Origin of the sequence: Streptomyces incanus (assembly GCF_042656345.1) — a bacterium.
Lineage (GTDB): Bacteria > Actinomycetota > Actinomycetes > Streptomycetales > Streptomycetaceae > Streptomyces > Streptomyces incanus.
Genome location: NZ_JBHSPC010000056.1, coordinates 51,605 through 72,089 on the forward strand (window position 1 = coordinate 51,605; position 20,485 = coordinate 72,089).

The window sequence follows — 20,485 nt, forward strand, 5'->3', positions numbered from 1 at the left end:
GGCTCTGATGGACGCGGGGCGCGACCCGCGCCCCGCCGACATGGGATCACCCCCGCGGCCGTCGAACGGGACGCCGTGCCCCGGCCGTCGCCTGAAGGAGCCCGCACCATGCGCCGCACCCCCCATGCCCTGTCCCTCGCCGCCGCCGCCCTCGGCGCCCTCGGTGCCCTCGCGCCGACCGCGTCCGCGGATCCGTCCGCCGAGGTCAGTCCGGGCAGCGCGGCCCCGGGCGGCACCGTCACCGTCTCGGTCTTCTGCGACCCGGCCGGCGGGCCGCCGCCGAAGACCCTCGAGGCGGCCTCGGCGGCCTTCGACAAGGGCGTCGTCGAGCTGAAGCAGGTGACCGGCGGCGACGCGGAGGAGTCCGGCCCCGCCTACCGGGGCACCGCGAACATCCAGGACGTGGGGGCGGCCGGGGGCCCCGATGCCGTGCGGGACAGGGCAGTGACCGGGGACGACAAGGCCTTGGACAAAAAGATCGACGCCGGCGTCGATGACGTCAAGGACACCGGGAGTCCCGCCGACGGCTCACTCGACGCGCTGGCCGCGTTCGGCGCACTCGACGCCGTCGGCACGGCCGGCGGCGGGGCCGCCCGGACCGTCGAGGGCACCTGCCCCGACGCGTCCGGCGGGAAGGGCAAGCCGTGGAGTGCCACCTACACCGTCGTCGCCCGCCACCCGGGAGGTTCCGGCGCCCCGGCCCCCTCCCACAAGTCGTCTCCCCCGTACAAGCCGTCCCCTTCCCACAAGTCGTCTCCCCCGTACAAGCCGTCTCCCTCCCCTGCGCGGTCCTCCTCGCCCTGCCCCGGACCCGAGCGCGCCCACTGCGGCGGGCCCGAGGTTCCGCGGGGCGTCCAGGCGGGGACAGGCGGCGGTTTCACCGACTCCGTGCCCGCCCTGGTCACGGGCGGTCTGCTGATCGCGGCCGCGTTCGGCGCCGCCGCCCACCGGTTGTACCGCGACAGGAGCACCCGTACGGACGGCTGACGCCCCGAGCGGCCCGGCCCGCCGCCCGGTCCGTCCGCCCGGTCCGTCCGCCCGGTCCGTCCGCCCGGTCCGTCCGCCCGGCCCGCCGCCCGGCCCGCCGCCCGGTCCGTCCGCCCGGTCCTCGCCACTCGGTCCTTGTCGGCGGCGCCCACCGGGAGTGGTCGGTGGAACCGTGGGTACTGACACCGGACACTGAGTGGAGGTGCGCATGCGGCGGACGGACCCCGAAACCCACAGCCCCACAAGCCGGCATTCCGGCGGGGCAGGTCCCGCAGGCCGTGATCCCGCAGGCCGTGATCCCGTCGGCCACGGCCCGGTCCGCTTCGGCCCGGAGCTGCCCGAGGACGGACTGCCCGTGCTGCCCGAACTGGCCGCCGTCCTCGCCGCCGCCGCGTCCCGCGCGGAGACAGAGCCGATCGGCGGCGGCCCCGTCCTGCTGGACGCCGCGTGCGGCCACGGCGACCGGCGCGGCCTGCCCGCAGCCCCGGACCGGGTGGCCGTCGGCCCCGGCGCACCCGTGCTGCTCGTGGCGCTCACCGCGGCCATCGGCGGGGACGTACTGGTGCCCCGGCCCTGCGCCGCCTGGTGGGCACCCTACGCACGGCTGCTCGGCCGTCCGGCGTTCCAGGTGCCGGTGCCCGCCGAGAGCGGCGGCGTCCCCGATCCGTACGCCCTGCTGGAGACCGTACGGCGGTTGCGTGCCGAGGGCGGCGACCCGCGCCTCCTGGTGCTCTCCGTCGCCGACGACCCCACCGGCACCGTCGCCCCGCCCGAACTGCTGCACGAGACCCTCGAGGCCGCCGACGGCGAAGGGCTGCACCTGGTGAGCGACGAGACCTGGCGCGACACCCTGCACACCCCGCGCGAGACCGTGCTGCTCAGCCCTGCCGAGATGCTGCCCGAACAGGTCACCGTGGTCACCGATCTGGCGGGCGCCCTGCTCCCGCCCGGCTGGCCCGCCGCGGTCGCCCGCTTCCCGGCAGGCGCGGCGGGCGGCCCGCTCCACGCGCGCGTGCTCGACGTCCTGACCGCGCTCGACGCGCGCGTCGCCACCCCGGTCGCCGCGGCCGCCGCCTACGCGCTGTCCGAGCCGGAACCGGTCACCGCGCGGGTGGCAGCCGCCGTACGCCTGCACGCGCGTGTGGCCGCGGCCGCGCGCGACGCGGTCGTCGCCGCGGGCGCCCTGGCCCGGCCCCCGCAGGCCGGGCGGCACCTGTACGTCGACCTCGCGCCGCTGGCCCCGGCACTCGCCGCGCACGGTGTCGGCGACGCGCAGGAACTGGAGGACTTCCTCACCGGACGGCTCGGCATGCCCGCGGCGGGCGGCCACCGCTTCGGCGACGACCTCGAAGCACCCCGCGTACGGCTGTCCACCGCACCCCTGCTCGGCGACACCGCCGAGCGGCGAGCGGAGTGCCTCGGATCCTCCGCACCGTTGGAACTGCCGCATGTGCGGCGCGCGTTGATCCACCTGAAGACGGTCTTCGACGACCTCCGCGACGAGGCCCAGCGAGGGGAGTCTCATCGATGACACAGCAGTCCGAGTCGACCACGAGCACGACCGTCACCCCGCACACAGACGGCCCGGACCCTGCCGGCCCGGCGGTCCTCTCCTCCCGGTCTCCGTACCCCCCGCTCGCCGAACCCCGCCCGCTCGCCGAGCGGCGGGTGTGGCCGCGCACCTTCCACGACCGGCTGACCTCCCCGCTGCCCGGTCTGAAGAGTCTTGCCCGCTTCGCCCGCGAGGGCTCCATCAGACCCGGCCCGCAGGGCCTCGCCGACATACCGGGACTGCCCTACGCCCCCGGCCCGCTGCCCCGCGTCGGCGCCCGCACGGTCGCCGCCACCTGGGCGGGGCACGCCAGCTGGGTGGTGCGGATCGGCGGGCTCACCGTGCTCACCGACCCCGTCTGGTCCCGCTGCATTCTCGGCACCCCGGCCCGCATCACCCCCGTCGGCGTCGCCTGGGAGGCCCTGCCCCGCGTCGACGCGGTCGTCATCAGCCACAACCACTACGACCACCTCGACGCCCCCACACTGCGCCTGCTCCCGCGCGACACTCCGGTGTTCGTGCCGGCCGGACTCGCCGTCTGGTTCCACCGCCGCCGATTCACCCGCGTCACCGAGCTGGACTGGTGGGAGGCAGCCGAGCTGAAGGGCGTCCGCTTCGACTTCGTCCCGGCCCACCACTGGTCCAAGCGCACCCTGACCGACACCTGCCGCTCGCTGTGGGGCGGCTGGGTGCTCACCGACTCCGACGGGCAGCGCGTCTACTTCGGCGGCGACACCGGCTACGGCCACTGGTTCTCCCGGATAGGCCGCCGCTACCCCGGCATCGACCTCGCCCTGCTGCCCATCGGCGCCTACGAGCCGCGCTGGTGGCTCAGGGACGTCCACTGCGACCCGGAGGAGGCGGTCCGCGCCGCCCGGGACCTCGGCGCGCGCCGGATGGCGCCCATGCACTGGGCGACGTTCGTCCTCTCCGCCGAACCGGTGCTGGAACCCCTCACCCGCGTCCGTGCCGCCTGGGAGCGGGCGGGCCTGTCCCGCGAGCACCTCTGGGACCTGCCGGTCGGCGGCTCCCGCGTCCTGGACTGACCGCGGCGACGCACCCGCCGGCCCGCCGGCCGGGGGACGGCCGGCGGCTCACCGCGCCGCCGGCCCCCGCAGGTGGCGCCAGACGCCCGGGGCCACGCTGATCAGGACGGTCAGGACGATCGCCGCGAGCACCCCCTGCCAGGGCTCCTCGAACAGCGAGCCGCCGAGGACGCCGATCAACTGGTACGTCGCCGCCCAGGCCAGACAGGCCGGCAGGTTGCCGCGGACGAAGCGACGGACCGGCCAGTCGGCGATCAGGCAGGCCAGCATCACCGGAAGGCGCCCCGCCGGCACCAGCCGGGACAGCACCAGCACCGTCACGTCGTGATCGGCGAGTTTCTCCTGCGCCTGCGTCAGCCGGTCCTCCGGCGCCCGCGCCCGGATCGCCTCCAGCCAGCGCGAGCCGTTCCGCGACCGCATACCGCGCCGCCCCAGCCAGTACAGCGCCACATCCCCGAGGAACGCGGCCAGCGACGCCGTCGCGAACACCAGCACCATCGAAATCGGTGCCGCCCGGTGGAAGGCGACCACCGCCGCCGAACTGACCAGCGCCCCGGTCGGCACCACCGGCACCAGCGCCCCGATCAGCACCAGCAGAAACAGCGAGGGATAACCGATCGCCTGCTCGGTGGTGTCCGGAACCACCGTCGCCGGCACGGCCACCGCCGAGGCCACGGCGGACAGGGGCACACCGGCCGCCTGTATCAGGGCGGCGGGCAGGATCACCGTGGAACCCCCAGGCGTATGCTCTCCCCGTGCCCCAGCCGGTGCACCGGCACCCCGGGTGCCTGCTCGGCCGCCCGCCGCACGAACTCGTCGCCCGGCGAGTGGAATTCGTGCGGGCGCACGGCGTCCATGCCGATCGGCCAGTACGTGCCGTAGTGCACCGGCACCGCGTTGCGCGCCCCCAGCCGGGCCAGCGCCTCGGCCGCGCGCGCCGCGTCCAGATGCTCCTCGCCGAGATACGGACCCCAGCCGCCCACCGGCAGCAGCGCCACGTCGACCGGGCCGACCTCCTCGGCCATCGCGTCGAACAGCCCGGTGTCACCGGCGAAGTACGTCCGCGCCTCGCCCTCCAGGACGTAGCCGAGGGCGGGGGAGCGGTGCCGCCCGAGCGGCAGCCGCCGCCCGTCGTGCCGGGCGGGCACCACCCGGACCACCAGACCGCCGGCCGTCAGCACATCGCCGGGCACCACCTCGCTCACCCTGAGATGCGTGAGCCGGCGCAGCGACGGCACCGCACGGCGTGCGCCCCGGGGCACGAGCAGGTGCGTGCCCGGGGCGAGCAGGGCCAGCGACGGCACATGCAGATGGTCGGCATGCAGATGGGAGACCAGCGCCATGTCCGCGTGCAGGGCGCCCGGCGGCGGCAACGCGCCGCGCCGGCGCCGCAGATGCGCGAGCCGACGGGCGAACAGAGGATCGGTGATCACGCGCGTGTGCGCATCCTCGACCGTGCAAGTGGCGTGACCCCACCAGGTGATCTCCACCGGCACCTCTTCGCCTCCTTCCGCGACTCCCCGAAGCCTACGCGCAGGAGTAGGGTCGGCGGCGAAGTCCGGAGGTGAGGGGGCGCCATGGGGCCGGTGCGGGTGATCGCGATCGCGAGTCTGACGCCGCTGGAGGAACTGGACGCCGATCCCTTCCTCGTGGACTCCCGCAGCCAGCACGCCATGTGCGCCCGCTGGGCCGTCGAACGCGGATACGTGGTGACCCGGGAGCTGCTGGTACGCGGCCTTCGTCCCGACCACTGCGTGCTGTGGGACGGCGTACGGCCCGGCTCCGACCTGTTCGTGGCACCCAGCCGCCGGGTACTGGAGAGCGCCCTGTCCTCCGTCGAGGAGTTCACCGCGGAGTGCGCGCGGCGCGGGGTGCGCGTGGAGACCGTCAACCACGCCGAACCGTTGTACGACGCCGCGATGAAGGCCCGGGTGCACCGTCGCCTGTCCATGCCGACCGCGGGCTACGACGGCCGCTGAGGCCCGCCCGCCGGCTCCGGGTCACCGCCCGTTTCCGGTCGCCCGTTTCCGCCCGTGGGTTTCCGGGGACGAAACGGCACGTCCGGGCGGTGTGGCAGGGTGGGGTGCGGGCAGGGGCCGGTTCGCAGGCCGCCCTGGCGGCAACGGGCCGGGACGTGAGGTGGACTGGGTGTGAGGGGCGCGCGGTGGCGACGGATCGCCAGTCAGATCGGGCGGAGCGTCACGGTGTGGGCGGTCGCCACCCTCACCATGCTGGTCCTCGCCGGTCTCCTCCCCGACTTCCGGCTGCGCTCCGCCGACGGCGACAGCGCCACCGACATCGCGGTCACCGCGGCACTCGGCGCCGGCGCCTTCGGCCTGCTGTCGGCACTGGTGTGGCCGCTGCTGGTGCGCCTGCTGCTGCTCGTACCGGCGCTCGTCCTCGGCCTGCTGGTGTTCTTCCTCAACGGCGCGCTCCTGCTGGTGGCGTTGCGGATCACCCCGGTCGAGCGCGGCACCGCCGCCTGGGAGACCGCCATCGTGGTCGCCGCCGTGATGTCCGCCGTCGCCTCCGCCACCGGAGCCGCCCTCGCCGTGCGCGACGACGACGCCTACCGCCGCCGCCTCTACCGCCTCGCCGACCGCCGCCGGCGCTCCACACCGCCCGTCCCGGCCACCCACGGCACCGTCTTCCTGCAACTGGACGGCGTCGGCCACGACGTCCTGCAGCGCGCCGTCGGCGAGGGCCTGATGCCGACCGTCGCCCGCTGGCTCGGCACCGACGGCACCGGCCTTCCCCACTCCCACCGGCTCACCCCCTGGCGCACCGACTGGTCCAGCCAGACCGGCGCCAGCCAGCTCGGCATCCTGCACGGCAGCAACCACGACGTCCCCGCCTTCCGCTGGTATGAGAAGGACCGCCGGGAGGTGATGGTCTGCAACCGCCCCACCAGCGCGGTGGAACTCCAGCAGCGCGCCGTCCGGTACGCCGGACACCCCGGACTGCTCGCCGACGACGGCGCCAGCCGCGGCAACCTGTTCAGCGGCGGCGCCGACGAACAGGCCCTGGTGCTGTCCATCGCCGCTCGCCGCCGCAGCCGCGAGAACCGCTCCCGCTCCGGCTACTTCGCCTACTTCTCCGACCCGGCCAACGCCGTGCGCACCGCACTGTCCTTCGCCGCCGAAGTGACCCGCGAGATCGGCCAGTCCACCCGCGCCCGCTGGACCGAACAGCTCCCGCGGGTGTCCCGCGGCGGGCTCTACCCCTTCATACGGGCCTTCGCGACCGTCGTCGAACGGGACGTGGTCGTCGCCGCCGTCATGGGCGACCTGCTCGCCGGCCGCACCTCCGTCTACGCCGACCTGGTCGGCTACGACGAGGTGGCCCACCACTCCGGACCCACGAGCCGGGACGCCGGGAAGGTCCTGCAACGCCTCGACCGCTCCCTCGCCCTGATCGAGCACGTCGCCGAACACGCCCCGCGCCCCTACCGGATCGTGGTGCTCTCCGACCACGGCCAGAGCCCGGGCGAGACCTTCCGCTCCCGCTACGGCCTCACCCTCGGCGACCTGGTACGGGCCGGCTGCGGACTGCCCGTACCGCGCCGAGCCGGCCGCACCCGCAGCGGTGCCGAGGCCCGCGCGGCGGTCCGGGCGGCACTGCACCGCCCGGTCGAGGAGGGCATCGAGCAGCACCGCCCCTCGCGCGGCTCCGAACCCGTCGTCCTGGCCTCCGGCAACCTCGGCCTGGTCTCCTTCCCGGACGTGCCGCACCGGATGACCAAGGAGGAGATCGACGCCCGCCACCCCGCCCTGCTGCCGACCCTCGCCAACCACCCCGGCATAGGCTTCCTGCTCGTCCGCAGCGAACGGCACGGCGGCGTCGTGCTCGGCGCACACCGCGCGGAGATCCCCCTGGACGAACTCGACGACGACCCCGGGCCGCTCACCGCGTTCGGGCCGGGCGCCGCCGACGCCGTACGCCGCACCCACTCCTTCCCGCACACCGCCGACATCATGGTCAACTCCTTCCACGACCCCGCCGACGGCGAGGTGCTCGCCTTCGAGGAGCAGATCGGCTCCCACGGCGGCCTCGGCGGCGCCCAGTCCCGTCCCTTCCTGCTGTCCCCGGTCGCGCTGTCCGCACCGGTCGCCGACGGGGAGGACCTCGCCGGCGCCGAACACGTCCACCAGGTGCTGCGCCGCTGGCTGGCCGAGTCCGGCGAGGCCGTCCAGCCGCCACGGCCCAGCCAGGAACACGCGGCCTGAGAGCCCCGAACGGAAGGGGAGTCCGATCAGCTCGCGGCGTCTGGTGCGTGCGATCGCAAGGACCTTCCGGCAACGCGGCTGGGGGTCCCCCTGCTCGAAGAGCTTGGGGGAGCGCGTGCCGGACGCCGCGAGCCGGGCGCCCATTTTGTCCGGGGCTCTGAGCCCCGGGCGCCGAAAACAACGGCCCGCACCCGGCCCTTCCCGCGACGGGGTCGGCCTCCCGGCCGCCGCCCGAAACCGGCTGCGCGCGGGCGCCGGGAGCCCACGCTGCCCGTACCGGACGCGACGCCGCGCACGGCATCGCACGATGCCGTGCCATCCGCCCGGCACCGAGGCCGCCGGGCGGGGCCGGGCCGCGGGCGCTGCGGCGGCACGGTGCTCCAGCCCGGCATCGAGCTGCTCCAGCGCGCGGACGACTTCCCGAGGGCCGTGCCGGTCCTCGTCATCACCGACGGCTGGTGCGGCGTGCTGCGGGTGCGGCGCGAACGCGCCCATCGATTCCACGCGGGGCGCGGCCGCTGTTCACCCCGAAGGGATCTGTCCTCCACGTCAGTTGACATGGAGTGTGATCAGATGGAGGGCGGGAAGCCCGGAGACACGGGCACCCGGACCGAGTACGGAGGACCGGACACACGTCCGGACATTGGGAAGGAACAGTCATGGCAGCCACGCGCTCCGCACACACCGTTTGGGAAGGCAACCTCATCAAGGGCAGCGGGGTCGTCACTTTCGACTCCTCCGGCAGCATCGGCGAGCAGCCGGTCACCTGGGCGTCGCGTGCGGAGGAGGCGAACGGCCGGACCAGCCCCGAGGAGCTGATCGCCGCCGCGCACTCCAGCTGCTACTCGATGGCCTTCTCCAACATCCTCGACAAGGCCGGCAACCCGCCCACTCGCCTGGTGACCTCCGCCGACGTCACCTTCGTGCCCGGCGAGGGCATCACCGGCATCCACCTCACCGTCGAGGGCACCGTCCCCGGCCTGGACGAGGCGGCCTTCCTCGCCGCCGCCGAGGACGCCAAGGTCAACTGCCCGGTCAGCCAGGCGCTGACGGGCACCGAGATCACCCTGACGGCGAAGCTCTCCTGACCCGCCCGCCGCCCGCGCAGGACACACGCGCAGGACACCCGCAGGCCGCCCCGCAGGGGGCGGCCTGCGGGTGTCCGCGTCCACCCCTGGAACCAGGCCCGAGGGCCTCGGCCTCCAAGACCTCGAATCCAGGGAGACGATCCGTATGACGTCACGGCCCGCCGTCTCCGCACACCGGGGAGGCTCCGAACGCGCCGCGCCCGCGACCCGTGAGGCCTACGAGGACGCCCTGCGGTCCGGTGCGGAGTACGTGGAGTTCGACGTACGGCGCACGGCCGACGGAGTCTTCGTCGTCCACCACGACGCCCGCGCGGGACGCACCGGCCCGCCGCTTGCCACACTCACCCACGCCGGGCTCTGCGAGCGCGCCGGGTACCCCGTGCCCGTCGTGGACGACGTCATGGAGCTGATCGCCGGGAAACTCGTCGGGCATCTCGACCTGAAGGAGACCGGTCACGAGCGGGAGCTGATCGACCGCGCGATCGCCCTGCTCGGCCGGGACGGCTTCGTCGCCACCAGCCTGGAGGACCGTTCCGTCGCCGCGATCACCGCGGCCTTCCCCGGCGTACGCACGGTGCTTTCCCTCGGCCGTGACGGCACCGGGATCCCCCGGGTCCGGCTGGCGCGCACCCGGCTGAGCGAACTGCTGCCCATGCGGCGGGTCCGCGCCTGCGGCGCCCGCGGGATCGCGGCGCACCAGCGCCTCGCCCGCGGCGGGGCGCTGCGTGAGGCGGCCCGCAACGGACTGTTCACCATGGTGTGGACGGTCAACGACGACGCCCCCCTGCGCGCCTTCCTCGCCGATCAGCGCGTGGACGTACTGATCACCGACCGCCCCCGACGCGCCGTACAACTGCGCGCAGCGAGCGATTGACAAACTACCCAGGCAAACTATTGACAACGGCGCACTCAAGTTTTGTGCTGGAAGTCCGGAGAGGTGTGCCCTGGCGGAAGGGGACAGCGATGGGACGTGCGGTCGGAATCGATCTGGGAACCACGAACTCGGTGGTGGCCGTGCTGGAGGGCGGTGAGCCCACGGTCGTCACCAACGCGGAGGGCGCCAGGACCACCCCCTCCGTGGTGGCCTTCGCCAAGAACGGCGAGGTGCTCGTCGGCGAGGTCGCCAAGCGGCAGGCGGTGACGAACGTCGACCGCACCGCACGCTCGGTCAAGCGTCATATGGGCGACGGACAGTGGCACTTCCCTGAGCAGGGCTCCGTGGACGGCACCCGCTACCGGGCGCAGGAACTGTCCGCCCGGGTGCTGCAGAAGCTGAAGCGGGACGCCGAGGCCTACCTCGGCGAGGACGTGGCCGACGCCGTGATCACCGTACCGGCGTACTTCGACGACGCCCAGCGGCAGGCCACCAAGGAGGCAGGGGAGATCGCCGGACTGAAGGTCCTGCGGATCATCAACGAGCCCACGGCGGCGGCCCTCGCGTACGGCCTGGACAAGGAGAGCGAGCAGACCGTCCTCGTCTTCGACCTGGGCGGCGGCACCTTCGACGTGTCGCTCCTGGAGATGGGCGACGGCGTCATCGAGGTCAAGGCCACCAACGGCGACACCCTGCTCGGCGGCGACGACTGGGACCAGCGGCTCCTCGAGCATCTCGCCCAGGGCTTCAAGAACCGGTACGGCATCGACCTGACGCGGGACAAGATGGCCGTGCAACGGCTGCGGGAGGCCGCCGAGAAGGCCAAGATCGAGCTGTCCTCCTCCTCCGAGACCACCGTCAACCTGCCCTACATCACGGCCTCCGCCGACGGCCCGCTGCACCTGGACGAGAAGCTCACCCGGGCCCAGTTCCAGGAACTCACCGCCGACCTGCTGGAGCGCTGCAAGACGCCCTTCCACCAGGCCGTGAAGGACGCCGGGGTGAAACTCTCCGCGATCGACCACGTCATCCTCGTCGGTGGTTCCACCCGCATGCCCGCCGTCACCGACCTGGTCCGCGAACTCACCGGCAAGGACCCGCACAAGGGCGTCAACCCGGACGAGGTCGTCGCCGTCGGAGCGGCCCTCCAGGCGGGCGTCCTCCGCGGTGACGTGAAGGACGTGCTGCTCCTCGACGTCACCCCGCTGTCCCTCGGCATCGAGACCAAGGGCGGCATCATGACCAAGCTGATCGAACGCAACACGACCATCCCGACCCGGCGCTCGGAGACCTTCACCACCGCCACCGACAACCAGCCCTCGGTCGGTATCCAGGTCTACCAGGGCGAGCGCGAGATCGCGGCGTACAACAAGAAGCTCGGCGTCTTCGACCTGACCGGTCTGCCCCCGGCCCCGCGCGGCGTCCCGCAGATCGAGGTGGCCTTCGACATCGACGCCAACGGGATCATGCACGTCTCCGCCAAGGACCTCGCCACCGGCCGGGAACAGAAGATGACCGTCACCGGCGGCTCGGCGCTGCCCAAGGACGACATCGACCGCATGATGCGCGAGGCCGAGCAGTACGCCGACGAGGACCGCAGGCGCCGGGAGGCCGCCGAGACCCGTAACCAGGCCGAGCAACTCATCTACCAGACCGAGAAGTTCATCCGGGACAACGAGGACCGGATCCCCGCCGGCACCAGGTCCGAGGTGGAGGCCGCCGTCGCCGAGCTGAAGCCCCTGCTGGAGCAGTCCGCCGACACGGCCGCCCTGCGCGCCGGCGTCGAGAAACTCGCCGCGGTCAGCCAGCGGATGGGCCAGGCGATGTACGCCCAGGCCGGTCAGGAGTCCACCGGCGACGAGGGGCAGCACACCTCACCGCAGGAGGAGGAAGGTGTCGTCGACGCGGAGATCGTCGACGACGAAAGCGACGGACGTGACGGGGACCGCGGGCAGGACGGGCGCGGCGGCGCTCAGTAGCCGTCCCGGAACTTCCGCAGCAGTTTCTGCGTGTGCTGGGCGGAGGCGGCCCGCGCCGTCATGTGGTCCAGCACCTCCAGGTGCACCGAGACCTCCTTGCGGGAGTCCAGATACAGGGCGCCGGTCAGGTACTCGGTGAACACCATGTCGGGCAGTTCCGGCTCGGCGAACCGGAACAGCGAGAAGGGCGCGTACGTCCCCGGGTGCGGACCGTCGACGAACTCGGCGACCTGGAGCGTGATCCGGTCCCGCTCGGACCACTCCAGCAACTTGTCGAACTGCTCGCGCATCACCCGGCCGTCCTGGGTCACCGGGCGCCGCAGGACCGTCTCCTCCACGATCACCCACAGGTGGGGCGGGTCCCGACGCTCCAGAAGCCGCTGCCGCTCCAGCCGCAGCGACACATGCCGCTCGACGGCCTCCGGCCCCTGGTTCCCGATCGTCCCGGCCTCCAGGACGGCACGCGCGTAGTCCTCCGTCTGCAGCAGCCCCGGCACGAAGTGCGGCTCGTAGGACCGGATGACCCGGGCGGCGCCCTCGAGGCTCACATACAGGCTGAACCACTCGGGCAGCACATCGTGGAACCGCTGCCACCAGCCAGGACGGTTCGCGTCCTCCGCGAGCCCGATGAAGGTGGCCGCCTCGCCCTGGGACACCCCGTACGCCGTCAGCAGGATCTGGATGTACGGGATCTTCAGCGCGACCTCGGCCGTTTCCATGCGCCGGACGGTCGCGGGAGCCACCCGCAGGACCCGGGCGGCCTCCTCCCGGGTGCGGCCCGCCGTCTCCCGCAGCTCCTGCAGCCGCCTGCCGAGTACCACTTGGCCCACCGTGGGTGCGGCCCGCCGTTCACTCACGCCACGTCTCCCCAAAGCCCCGGACACACGATCAGTCTGCCATGCCCGCCCGACCCTCTCACGAGTAACGGCCGGGCGCCCCCGCTCCCGGGCACCCGGGCACCCGGGTCATTACATCCCGGGTAATCGACCGCGACCCGCCGCGGGCGGGATCGTGGACGCACCGGATCCCGGGCCGGCGCACTCCGGCCCGGGATCCGGGTCCGGATCCGTTCCGTGATCTGCCTCCGAGCAAGGCAGGCAATATCCGGCATCCCGTATCCCGTATCCCGTATGCGATCACCACGGCCCGGCCCGCAAGCCGGCCCGCAGCGATGACCCACAGCCCCGCCACCGACCGGCACGACCCGACCCCGACCCCGACGGAGGGTGATTCGTCATGTCCGCGACCCAGCTTGCCTCACTCGCCCGGCCCTTTGGCCCGCAGTCCGTGCTGCGCCGGCTCCTGGTCCTCGACGCCGCCGTGACCGGCGTCAACGCGCTCGCCTACCTCTCCCTCTCCGGCCCGCTCGGCCGCTTCCTCGGCGTCGGCTCAGGCCTGCTGGCCGGGCTCGGCGTCCTCCTCGCGGTGTACGCGGCCGCCGTGGGTCTGCTGGCCTCGCGCAGGCGTCCGCCGACGCTCGGGGTCCGGGCCGTCGTTGAGGTCAACCTGGCCTGGGCAGTGGTGAGTTGCGCCGCCCTCGTGCTGTGGCTCGAGCCGAGCACGGCGGGCGTGGTGTGGGCGGTTCTCCAGGCGCTCGTCGTGGCCGGCTTCGCACTGCTCCAGCACACGGCCCTGAAATCTCGTCAACTCATCCAGAACTGAAGGTACTTGGCCGTCGCCGGATCGGCCGGGAGGAGGGTCTCCACGGCCAGTTCGGCGACGGTCACGTCCATCGGCGTGTTGAAGGTGGAGATCGACGACACGAACGACAGGATCCGGCCCTCGTGCTCGATCCGCATCGGCAGCGCGAAGTACGCCACGGATGCGGACTGTTCTGCCCCGTCCGCGCCCCCCGTCCCCTCACCCGGCCCGGGCTCCGGCACCGGGAACGCCGCGACCTCCTCGTACAGCGCCCGCAGCGGTGCGGAGCGGCGGAGCGCGATCTGCCGTTCCATCTGCTCCAGCAGATGACCGCGCCACTCCCGCAGATTCCGGATCCGGGGCGCAAGCCCTTGAGGGTGCAGCGTGAGCCGCACCGCGTTCAGCGGCGGCACCAGCAGCGACTCCGGCACGCCGTCGAACAGCATCATGACCCCCCGGTTGGCGGCCACGACGTCGTACATCGCGTCCACCACCAGTGCCGGATACGGCTCGTATCCGCCGATCAGCCGCTCGATGCCCTCGCGCAGCGCGTCCAGCGCCGGATCGTCCAGCGGGGTCTCGGGGAACCGGGGCGCGTAACCGGCCGCCAGCAGCAGCGCGTTGCGCTCCCGCACCGGGACGTCCAGGTGCTCGGCCAGCCGCAGCACCATCTGCTCGCTGGGACGGGAGCGGCCGGTCTCGATGAAACTGATGTGCCGGGCGGACGAGTCCGCGCGCAGCGCGAGCTCCAGCTGACTGACCCGCCGCTGCTCCCGCCAGGCCCTCAGCAGCGGACCCACGCCTCCGGCGGCGGCGGGGGTGGTACCGGGCAGGAGAGCGCTCATGCCGGGACGGTAGCCGAGAAAGTGTTGCGAGCGGGAGCCGTACCTCCCTGACCTCCCTTCCGGCCTCCCTCCTGACCTCCTGCGCAGGGTCCGGCGGCACGTCCTGTGGCAGGCTGGGCGGAGAGGAATCCCTACCGCCACGGGGGGACAGAGGAGGAGCGCAGCCCATGCCCGCCGAACCCGCCGAACCGCTGTCGCCGAAGGAGATCGAGGACCGGTTGGCCGACCTGCCGGGCTGGTCGCTCGACGGCGGCCGACTCACCCGTTCCTACCGGCTCGACTCCCACTTCGCGGCGACCGCGATGGTCGTCCACGTCGCCCAGGTGCAGGAGGAACTCGACCATCACTCCGACCTCACCCTCGGCTACAACACTGTGTCCGTCGCCGTCCAGACGCACAGCGCGGGAGGTGCCGTCACCGCGAAGGACGTCGAACTGGCGCGCAGAATAGAGGACTTGGCACCCGGCCACGGTGCACACTGAGGGGTGTGCTCGACTACGACGAGGAAGCGGGGCGGTACGACGCCTCACGCGGCGGTGAGCCCCGGGCCGCGGCCGCCGCGCAGGCGGTGCTGAACCTGATCCCCCTCGGGGCGCGCGACCTGCTGGACATCGCCTGTGGCACCGGCATCGTGACCCGGCGTTTTCCTTCGGCCCGCGCCGGCCTGCGGGTGACCGGTGCCGACCTCGCCGCGTCGATGACCCGGATCGCGGCGGCTCGTCTGCCCGGCGCCGTGGTGCGCGCCGACAGCCGGCAACTGCCTTTCGATGACGCCCGGTTCGACGCCGCCGTCAGCGTGTGGCTGCTGCACCTCCAGTCCGGCCCCGAGGACGTGCGGGCCCTCGTCGGAGAGTGCGCCAGGGTCCTGCGACCCGGCGGGGTCTACGTCACCACCGTCGACAAGGCCGCCTCGCACAACGTGGGCAGCGACATCGACGCCGTCCTCTCCGCCCGCCCGCGCAGCCCGGTGCGCGACCTCGCCGCCGACGTGGCGGCCCGCGCCGCCGAACACGGCCTGGTCCCGGCCGGACAGGCCGTGTTCCGGGGCCACGGCCAGGGCCGCAGCCCTCGCCGCACCATCGCCGACCTACGCCGCGGCTGGTTCGGCACCCTGCCCCCGGGCTCCCCCCTCGCCGACGCCTTCGCCGCCCGCCTCGCCGCCCTCCCCGACCAGGACCGCCCCCGCCCCGACCCGGTCTTCCACCTCCGCGCCTTCCGGAAGCCACCGGCGCCCGGGAACGGGGGAACGGCGGCAAACACGGACGGTTCGGCGTGTCACGGGATCGGGTGAACTCCAGTACGCAGTAAGGCAACCAGGCCGCGACCGGTGGCGACTGAGGGGCGGAATCCCCTCGTCCTCCCTGGAGGTTCGTCCCGTGAAGCACCCGCACAGGCACTCGCAGAGGCACCCGCACAGGCCACGCGGACCCCGGTTCGCCCTCCCCGCGGTCCTCACCGCCGTGGCCCTCGCCGGGGCAGGGCTCACCGGGCTCGGCGCAGGTACCGCCGAAGCCGCCACGGCACTCCCCCAAGTTCTCGACTCCGCTCGAACAGGGGGGACCCCCATGGTCGAGGCACTCGACCGGGGCGTGGTCAGCGTGTACAACGGCAGCGGCAACCTGGTCAGCTGGCGCTGGCTCGGCACCGACCCGGACAACGTCTCCTTCAACGTCTACCGGGCCGGTACGAAGGTCAACTCCAGCCCCGTCACCGGTTCCACCACGTTCTTCCACTCCGGCGCCCCGTCCCAGGCGGACTACACCGTCCGCGCCGTCGTCAACGGCGTCGAGCAGGGCGACTCCGTGCACGCCGTCCAGTTCCGCACCGGCTACAAGGACGTACCGATCTCCCCACCGGCCGGCGGAACCACACCGGACGGCGTCTCCTACACCTACGAGGCCAACGACGCCTCCGTCGGCGACCTCGACGGCGACGGCGCCCTCGAGTTCGTCCTCAAATGGCAGCCCACCAACGCCAAGGACAACTCCCAGTCCGGCTACACCGGGAACACGATCGTCGACGGCATCCGGCTCGACGGAACCCGGCTGTGGCGCATCGACCTGGGCCGCAACATCCGCTCCGGCGCCCACTACACCCAGTTCCAGGTGTACGACTACGACGGCGACGGCAGGGCCGAGGTCGCCATGAAGACCGCCGACGGCACCCGGGACGGCACCGGTGCCGTCATCGGCAGCTCCTCCGCCGACCACCGCAACTCCAGTGGCTACATCCTGTCCGGACCCGAGTACCTGACCATGTTCAACGGTCAGACGGGCAGGGCCATGGGCACCGTCGACTACGTCCCGGCCCGCGGCACCGTCTCCTCCTGGGGCGACTCCTACGGCAACCGCGTCGACCGCTTCCTCGCCGGCACCGCCTACCTCGACGGCTCCCGGCCCTCCCTGATCATGGCCCGCGGCTACTACACCCGTTCCGTCGTCGCCGCCTGGGACTGGCGGGGCGGCGCCTTCACCCGCCGCTGGACCTTCGACACCAACTCCTCCACCAACAGCGGCAAGGGCTACGACGGCCAGGGCTCCCACAGCCTGTCCGTCGGCGACATCGACAACGACGGCAAGGACGAGATCGTCTACGGCGCGATGGCCGTCGACGACAACGGAAACGGACTGTGGACCACCAGGACCGGACACGGCGACGCCCAGCACCTCGGCGACCTCGACGCGTCGACCCCCGGCCTGGAGTACTACAAGGTCTCCGAGTCGACCTCCCAGCCCGCCGCCCTCTACATCGACCCGGCCAACGGATCGGTCCGCTGGAAGCTCTCCGCCTGCTGCGACAACGGGCGCGGTGTCGCCGGTGACATCTGGTCGGGCAACTCCGGCCCCGAGATGTGGTCCTCGTCCGACGGCAGCATCCGCGACGAGGGCGGCGGCACCAAGGGCCGCAAGCCGTCCTCCGCCAACTTCCTGTCCTGGTGGGACGGCGACCCGGTGCGCGAACTCCTGGACGGCACCCACATCGACAAGTACGGCACCTCCTCCGACACCCGCCTGCTGACCGGATCCGGGGTCGCCTCCAACAACGGCACCAAGGCCACACCGGTGCTGTCCGGCGACCTCCTCGGCGACTGGCGCGAGGAGGTCGTCTGGCGCACCAGCGACAACACAGCGCTGCGCATCTACTCCACACCGCACGACACGAACGTCAAGATCACCACCCTGCTCCACGACACCCTGTACCGCACCTCGCTGGCCTGGCAAAACACTGCGTACAACCAGCCGCCGCACACCGGCTTCTTCCTCGGCGGCGGCATGCCGACCCCGCCGCGTCCGGCGGTCTACACCCCCTGAGCACGCAGACCCGAGCAGGACCGCGGGGCACGTACGGCCGACCCGGCCGCACGTGCCCCGCGGGCTCACCGCTCCTCAGCCGCTCACGTCACCGCGCAGGCCCGCCCGTCGAGGGCGAAGGCCGCCGGTTTTGAGTTCGTCGCCGAACGGCTCGCCGTGAAGCCGAACCCGACCGACGAGCCCGCCGCGACGGTGCCGTTCCAGTCGGCGTTGCGCACCGTCACCGCCGAACCGGACTGTGTGTGGGCTCCGTTCCAGAGCTGGGACACCCGCTGACCGTCCGCGAACGACCAGGTCAGGGACCAGCCGTTCCAGGCGTTCGACCCGGTGTTGGTCACCTGCACTTGGGCCTGGAAACCGTCGGACCACTGGTTGGTGATCTCATACGTCACCTTGCAGGCGCCCGTCGGCCCCGGATCGGGGTCGGCACCGCCCCCGCCGCCGTCCCCGCCCCCGGTGCCCGAGGTGTCGCCGTAGACGATCCCGCGGCCGTTGGTCGCCACGTACACCCTGCCGTACACCCGCGGGTCACCGGTGATCGCCGCACCCGTCCAACCCCACTGGTGGGCATCGTCGTTGATACGGGTCCAGCTCTGCCCTCGGTCCGTCGAACGGAAGATGCCACGCACACCGTCGATCTTCGCGCTGGTGAAGAGGGTCTGGTACGAGGCGCCGGGGGCCGCCTTGCCGAAGCCGACGGTGTCGGCCTCGTCGACGCCCGGCAGCTTGGCGAAGCTCTGCCCGCCATTGGTGGAGTGCCACAGCCCGTACGCCCCGTCGCTCGCCCCGCCGGCCAGCCAGATGTCGCCCTCCGCGCCCGGCAGTGCCTTGAACCGCACGCTGTCACCGCTCGGCAGGCCGGCCGCGGGGGAGGCGGCGAAGGAGGCACCGCCGTTCGTACTGACGTAGAACCTCCCGGACTTGAAGCCGTAGAACGTCTTCGGGTTCACCCGGTCGGACTCGACGACCGCGCCCTCGGGGATGCCGCTCGACGCCGACCACGAGGTGCCGAAGCCGGTGGTGTGGTGCACCCCGGCGCCCTGCGGGCTCCACACGAAACCTCTGCCGTCGGCGCCCGCCGCGACCGTACCGCCGCCGCTGACCCCCGAAGGGTCCGTGCCCGCGAACCAGTTGGCGCCGTTGTCGGTCGAGAAGGCGATGTGCGGGCCGGAGTCCAGGTCGCCCGCCCGGACCACCGTGTCGGGGTGGGACTCGGCGAAGTCCAGACTCGTGGTGGAGGTGAAGTTCGGCTGGGTGAACATCATCGACGGAACCTTCGCCAGGTCCGTGTGCCGGAAGCCGCCGATGTCACCGAGCGCGCTGAGCAGCGGGGCGCCGGACGGGGGAGAGACGAGGTCGTTGACCGCCGTCTCCTCCAGGCCGCGCACCATCGGCGTGATGGTGAACGTGGCGTCACGGTCCCAGTTCGTCAGGTTCTCCGTGCCGTAGACCGTGGCACCCGTCCCGTACATCATGCGGTCCGGGTCGAACGGGTCGATCTCCAGTGCCTCGGTCATCCACCCCAGTTTGGGGGTCTGTTCGGGCGGTGACGGGTGGGCGTCCCAGGTCAGCCACGGCACGGACGAGACGTCCATGGTGTAGCGGTTCTCCCGGTTCGGGTAGGAGCTGTAGTCCCACGCCTGCGTCCACGTCGCACCACTGTCCGTGGAGCGGAAGATCTGGGTGTCCGGCCACCACGAGCTGTACGCCGTCGCCATGAGCGTGCCCGGGTTCTGCCGGTCCACCGTCAGTCCGCTGAACCCGTAGTACGTGTCGGCCTCGGCGACCGGGCTGATGTCGGTCCAGGTGCCGGTCGCGGTCGTGTACCGCCACAGCCGGCCCTTGCCGCCGTCGTACGGGCCGCCCTTGTCGCTGTATGCGATGTACAGATGACCGTTGCCGGTGTCCAGGACGCCCTTGTGTGCCAGATGCCCGGTCGGCTGTCCGGCGACCCGCTGCCAGGTGGCGCCCGCGTTCGTCGACCGGTACACGGCGTTCTCCGTGTCGGCGACCCCCACGTAGATCGTCCGTGTCGCGCTGCCCGGCGTGCCGGTCGACTCGTCGAAGGTGACCCAGACGATGCCCTGGTTGTCGCTGGCGTACCCGGAGGTGTCGCCCGGATCCTGCACGTAGTTGCCCGGGTTGGGGAAGGCCGTCACCTGCGACCAGCTCGCGCCCGAGTCGGTCGAGCGCCACAGGCCCTTCCCGCTGGGCGCCCCCAGGTACAGCACACTGTTGCGGTGCGGGTCGACGGCCAGGCGTTCGCCCATGCCCCGCCCCGGCATGTTGCCGCCCAGCTTGAACGGCAGATCGGCCTTGCGCCAAGTGGCTCCCCGGTCCGCCGAGCGCAGCACAGCGCCGTTCCCGGGATCCCAGTCGTTGGTGTACGTGCCGGCCGCCGCGTACACCCGGTCCGGGTCGACCGGGTCGGAGGCGAGGCTCACCACGCCGGTGTGCCCCCAGTCGTCCCAGCCGACCGAGTCCAGCAGCGGCGTCCAGGTCTTCGACTGCTCCTGCCACCGGTAGGCGCCGCCGATGTCCGTGCGGGCGTACGCCAGGTTCCTCTCCCGGCGGTTGAAGACGATGCCGGGGACGAAACCTCCACCGTCGATCCGGGCGTTCTTCCAGGTGTACGTGTCGGCGGCGAGCGCGGAGCCCGTCGGGGCGTCGGCAGCTGCGGCCGACCGTTCGGGGGGAGCGGCGGCGAGGGCGGGCGGGCCGCCCGCGAGCAGGCCGGCCGCCAGTGCGAGCACGGCCGTGAGGACGCGGGTTCTTCGCACGGTGAAGTCCTTCCTCGGGGTGGGGGGAGACGAGAGGGGGGAGCGAGGAGTGGGGAGGGGGCGTGCGAGAGCCGGGCGGGTCCCCCGTGCGCGAGGGGGCCCGCCCGGCCGCCGTGACCCCGGCGTCAGGTGCCGGGGCCGGCACGCGGAGCGCCG

At 72.8% G+C, this 20,485-nt stretch carries 17 protein-coding genes; 12 read left to right on the plus strand and 5 right to left on the minus strand.

Translation table 11 applies throughout. From position 1 onward, the window contains the following. Positions 1 to 108 precede the first annotated feature (108 nt). The 3 genes from ACFP2V_RS19800 (at position 109) to ACFP2V_RS19810 (ending at position 3,585) form a co-directional block, all read left to right on the plus strand. Positions 109 to 987: a hypothetical protein gene (locus tag ACFP2V_RS19800; protein WP_381213858.1), complete on the plus strand. Its 879-nt coding sequence runs from the start codon at positions 109 to 111 to the stop codon at positions 985 to 987. A gap of 208 nt (positions 988 to 1,195) precedes the next feature. Further along, complete coding sequence (locus ACFP2V_RS19805) at positions 1,196 to 2,518, plus strand: aminotransferase class I/II-fold pyridoxal phosphate-dependent enzyme (RefSeq protein WP_381213861.1); 1,323 nt, start codon at positions 1,196 to 1,198, stop codon at positions 2,516 to 2,518. Further along, positions 2,515 to 3,585, plus strand: coding sequence for an MBL fold metallo-hydrolase (locus ACFP2V_RS19810; RefSeq protein WP_381213864.1), 1,071 nt, complete (start codon positions 2,515 to 2,517; stop codon positions 3,583 to 3,585). The genes ACFP2V_RS19805 and ACFP2V_RS19810 overlap by 4 nt, the downstream gene beginning before the upstream one ends. Positions 3,586 to 3,633: 48 nt before the next feature. On the opposite strand, the gene ACFP2V_RS19815 is transcribed toward ACFP2V_RS19810, so the two are convergent. Next, positions 3,634 to 4,269 carry a DedA family protein gene (locus ACFP2V_RS19815; RefSeq protein WP_381214060.1) on the minus strand — a complete coding sequence of 212 codons (636 nt, stop codon included), beginning with the start codon at positions 4,267 to 4,269 and terminating at the stop codon, positions 3,634 to 3,636. Between the two features lie 38 nt (positions 4,270 to 4,307). Beyond that, on the minus strand, positions 4,308 to 5,081 hold the full coding sequence (locus ACFP2V_RS19820) for an MBL fold metallo-hydrolase (protein ID WP_381213866.1): 774 nt from the start codon (positions 5,079 to 5,081) through the stop codon (positions 4,308 to 4,310). 81 nt (positions 5,082 to 5,162) lie between these two features. Between ACFP2V_RS19820 and ACFP2V_RS19825 the strand changes: the two genes are divergently transcribed. The 5 genes from ACFP2V_RS19825 (at position 5,163) to dnaK (ending at position 11,752) form a co-directional block, all read left to right on the plus strand. Beyond that, entirely contained in the window at positions 5,163 to 5,564 is a 402-nt protein-coding gene (locus ACFP2V_RS19825; protein WP_381213869.1) for a hypothetical protein, read from the plus strand. A 171-nt stretch (positions 5,565 to 5,735) separates the two neighbouring features. Beyond that, positions 5,736 to 7,811 (plus strand): phage holin family protein, encoded by a 2,076-nt coding sequence (locus ACFP2V_RS19830; protein ID WP_381213872.1) that lies wholly within the window; start codon positions 5,736 to 5,738, stop codon positions 7,809 to 7,811. 659 nt (positions 7,812 to 8,470) lie between these two features. Further along, complete coding sequence (locus tag ACFP2V_RS19835) at positions 8,471 to 8,899, plus strand: OsmC family peroxiredoxin (RefSeq protein WP_381213875.1); 429 nt, start codon at positions 8,471 to 8,473, stop codon at positions 8,897 to 8,899. A gap of 145 nt (positions 8,900 to 9,044) precedes the next feature. Further along, a complete protein-coding gene (locus ACFP2V_RS19840; RefSeq protein WP_381213877.1) occupies positions 9,045 to 9,773 on the plus strand; it encodes a glycerophosphodiester phosphodiesterase family protein in 729 nt (242 codons plus the stop codon). A gap of 89 nt (positions 9,774 to 9,862) precedes the next feature. Beyond that, entirely contained in the window at positions 9,863 to 11,752 is a 1,890-nt protein-coding gene (gene dnaK, locus ACFP2V_RS19845) for a molecular chaperone DnaK (RefSeq protein ID WP_381213880.1), read from the plus strand. On the opposite strand, the gene ACFP2V_RS19850 is transcribed toward dnaK, so the two are convergent. After that, positions 11,746 to 12,609, minus strand: coding sequence for a helix-turn-helix domain-containing protein (locus tag ACFP2V_RS19850; protein ID WP_381213883.1), 864 nt, complete (start codon positions 12,607 to 12,609; stop codon positions 11,746 to 11,748). The genes dnaK and ACFP2V_RS19850 overlap by 7 nt on opposite strands. 379 nt (positions 12,610 to 12,988) lie before the next feature. Here ACFP2V_RS19850 and ACFP2V_RS19855 point away from each other — a divergent pair, with 379 nt between their 5' ends. Beyond that, entirely contained in the window at positions 12,989 to 13,414 is a 426-nt protein-coding gene (locus tag ACFP2V_RS19855) for a hypothetical protein (protein ID WP_381213885.1), read from the plus strand. Here ACFP2V_RS19855 and ACFP2V_RS19860 read toward each other — a convergent pair. Next, the gene (locus tag ACFP2V_RS19860) at positions 13,396 to 14,238 is read right to left on the minus strand and encodes a helix-turn-helix domain-containing protein (protein ID WP_381213887.1); all 843 of its coding nucleotides are present in this window, start codon (positions 14,236 to 14,238) and stop codon (positions 13,396 to 13,398) included. The genes ACFP2V_RS19855 and ACFP2V_RS19860 overlap by 19 nt on opposite strands. 167 nt (positions 14,239 to 14,405) lie before the next feature. On the opposite strand from ACFP2V_RS19860, the gene ACFP2V_RS19865 reads away from it, so the two are divergent. The 3 genes from ACFP2V_RS19865 to ACFP2V_RS19875 all read left to right on the plus strand — a co-directional run bounded on the left by ACFP2V_RS19865 (position 14,406) and on the right by ACFP2V_RS19875 (position 17,549). Next, complete coding sequence (locus ACFP2V_RS19865) at positions 14,406 to 14,720, plus strand: 4a-hydroxytetrahydrobiopterin dehydratase (RefSeq protein ID WP_381213891.1); 315 nt, start codon at positions 14,406 to 14,408, stop codon at positions 14,718 to 14,720. 5 nt (positions 14,721 to 14,725) lie between these two features. Continuing rightward, positions 14,726 to 15,529 carry a class I SAM-dependent methyltransferase gene (locus tag ACFP2V_RS19870; RefSeq protein WP_381213894.1) on the plus strand — a complete coding sequence of 268 codons (804 nt, stop codon included), beginning with the start codon at positions 14,726 to 14,728 and terminating at the stop codon, positions 15,527 to 15,529. A gap of 85 nt (positions 15,530 to 15,614) precedes the next feature. Then, complete coding sequence (locus tag ACFP2V_RS19875) at positions 15,615 to 17,549, plus strand: rhamnogalacturonan lyase (protein WP_381213896.1); 1,935 nt, start codon at positions 15,615 to 15,617, stop codon at positions 17,547 to 17,549. A gap of 83 nt (positions 17,550 to 17,632) precedes the next feature. On the opposite strand, the gene ACFP2V_RS19880 is transcribed toward ACFP2V_RS19875, so the two are convergent. After that, complete coding sequence (locus tag ACFP2V_RS19880) at positions 17,633 to 20,329, minus strand: cellulose binding domain-containing protein (protein WP_381213899.1); 2,697 nt, start codon at positions 20,327 to 20,329, stop codon at positions 17,633 to 17,635. Positions 20,330 to 20,485 lie beyond the last annotated feature (156 nt).

Coding starts and splice junctions, on each gene's coding strand:
- ACFP2V_RS19800 (WP_381213858.1), top strand. CDS start 109: ATGCGCCGCACCCCCCATGCCCTGTCCCTCGCCGCCGCCGCCCTCGGC.
- ACFP2V_RS19805 (WP_381213861.1), top strand. CDS start 1,196: ATGCGGCGGACGGACCCCGAAACCCACAGCCCCACAAGCCGGCATTCC.
- ACFP2V_RS19810 (WP_381213864.1), top strand. CDS start 2,515: ATGACACAGCAGTCCGAGTCGACCACGAGCACGACCGTCACCCCGCAC.
- ACFP2V_RS19825 (WP_381213869.1), top strand. CDS start 5,163: ATGGGGCCGGTGCGGGTGATCGCGATCGCGAGTCTGACGCCGCTGGAG.
- ACFP2V_RS19835 (WP_381213875.1), top strand. CDS start 8,471: ATGGCAGCCACGCGCTCCGCACACACCGTTTGGGAAGGCAACCTCATC.
- ACFP2V_RS19840 (WP_381213877.1), top strand. CDS start 9,045: ATGACGTCACGGCCCGCCGTCTCCGCACACCGGGGAGGCTCCGAACGC.
- dnaK (WP_381213880.1), top strand. CDS start 9,863: ATGGGACGTGCGGTCGGAATCGATCTGGGAACCACGAACTCGGTGGTG.
- ACFP2V_RS19855 (WP_381213885.1), top strand. CDS start 12,989: ATGTCCGCGACCCAGCTTGCCTCACTCGCCCGGCCCTTTGGCCCGCAG.
- ACFP2V_RS19860 (WP_381213887.1), bottom strand. CDS start 14,238: ATGAGCGCTCTCCTGCCCGGTACCACCCCCGCCGCCGCCGGAGGCGTG.
- ACFP2V_RS19865 (WP_381213891.1), top strand. CDS start 14,406: ATGCCCGCCGAACCCGCCGAACCGCTGTCGCCGAAGGAGATCGAGGAC.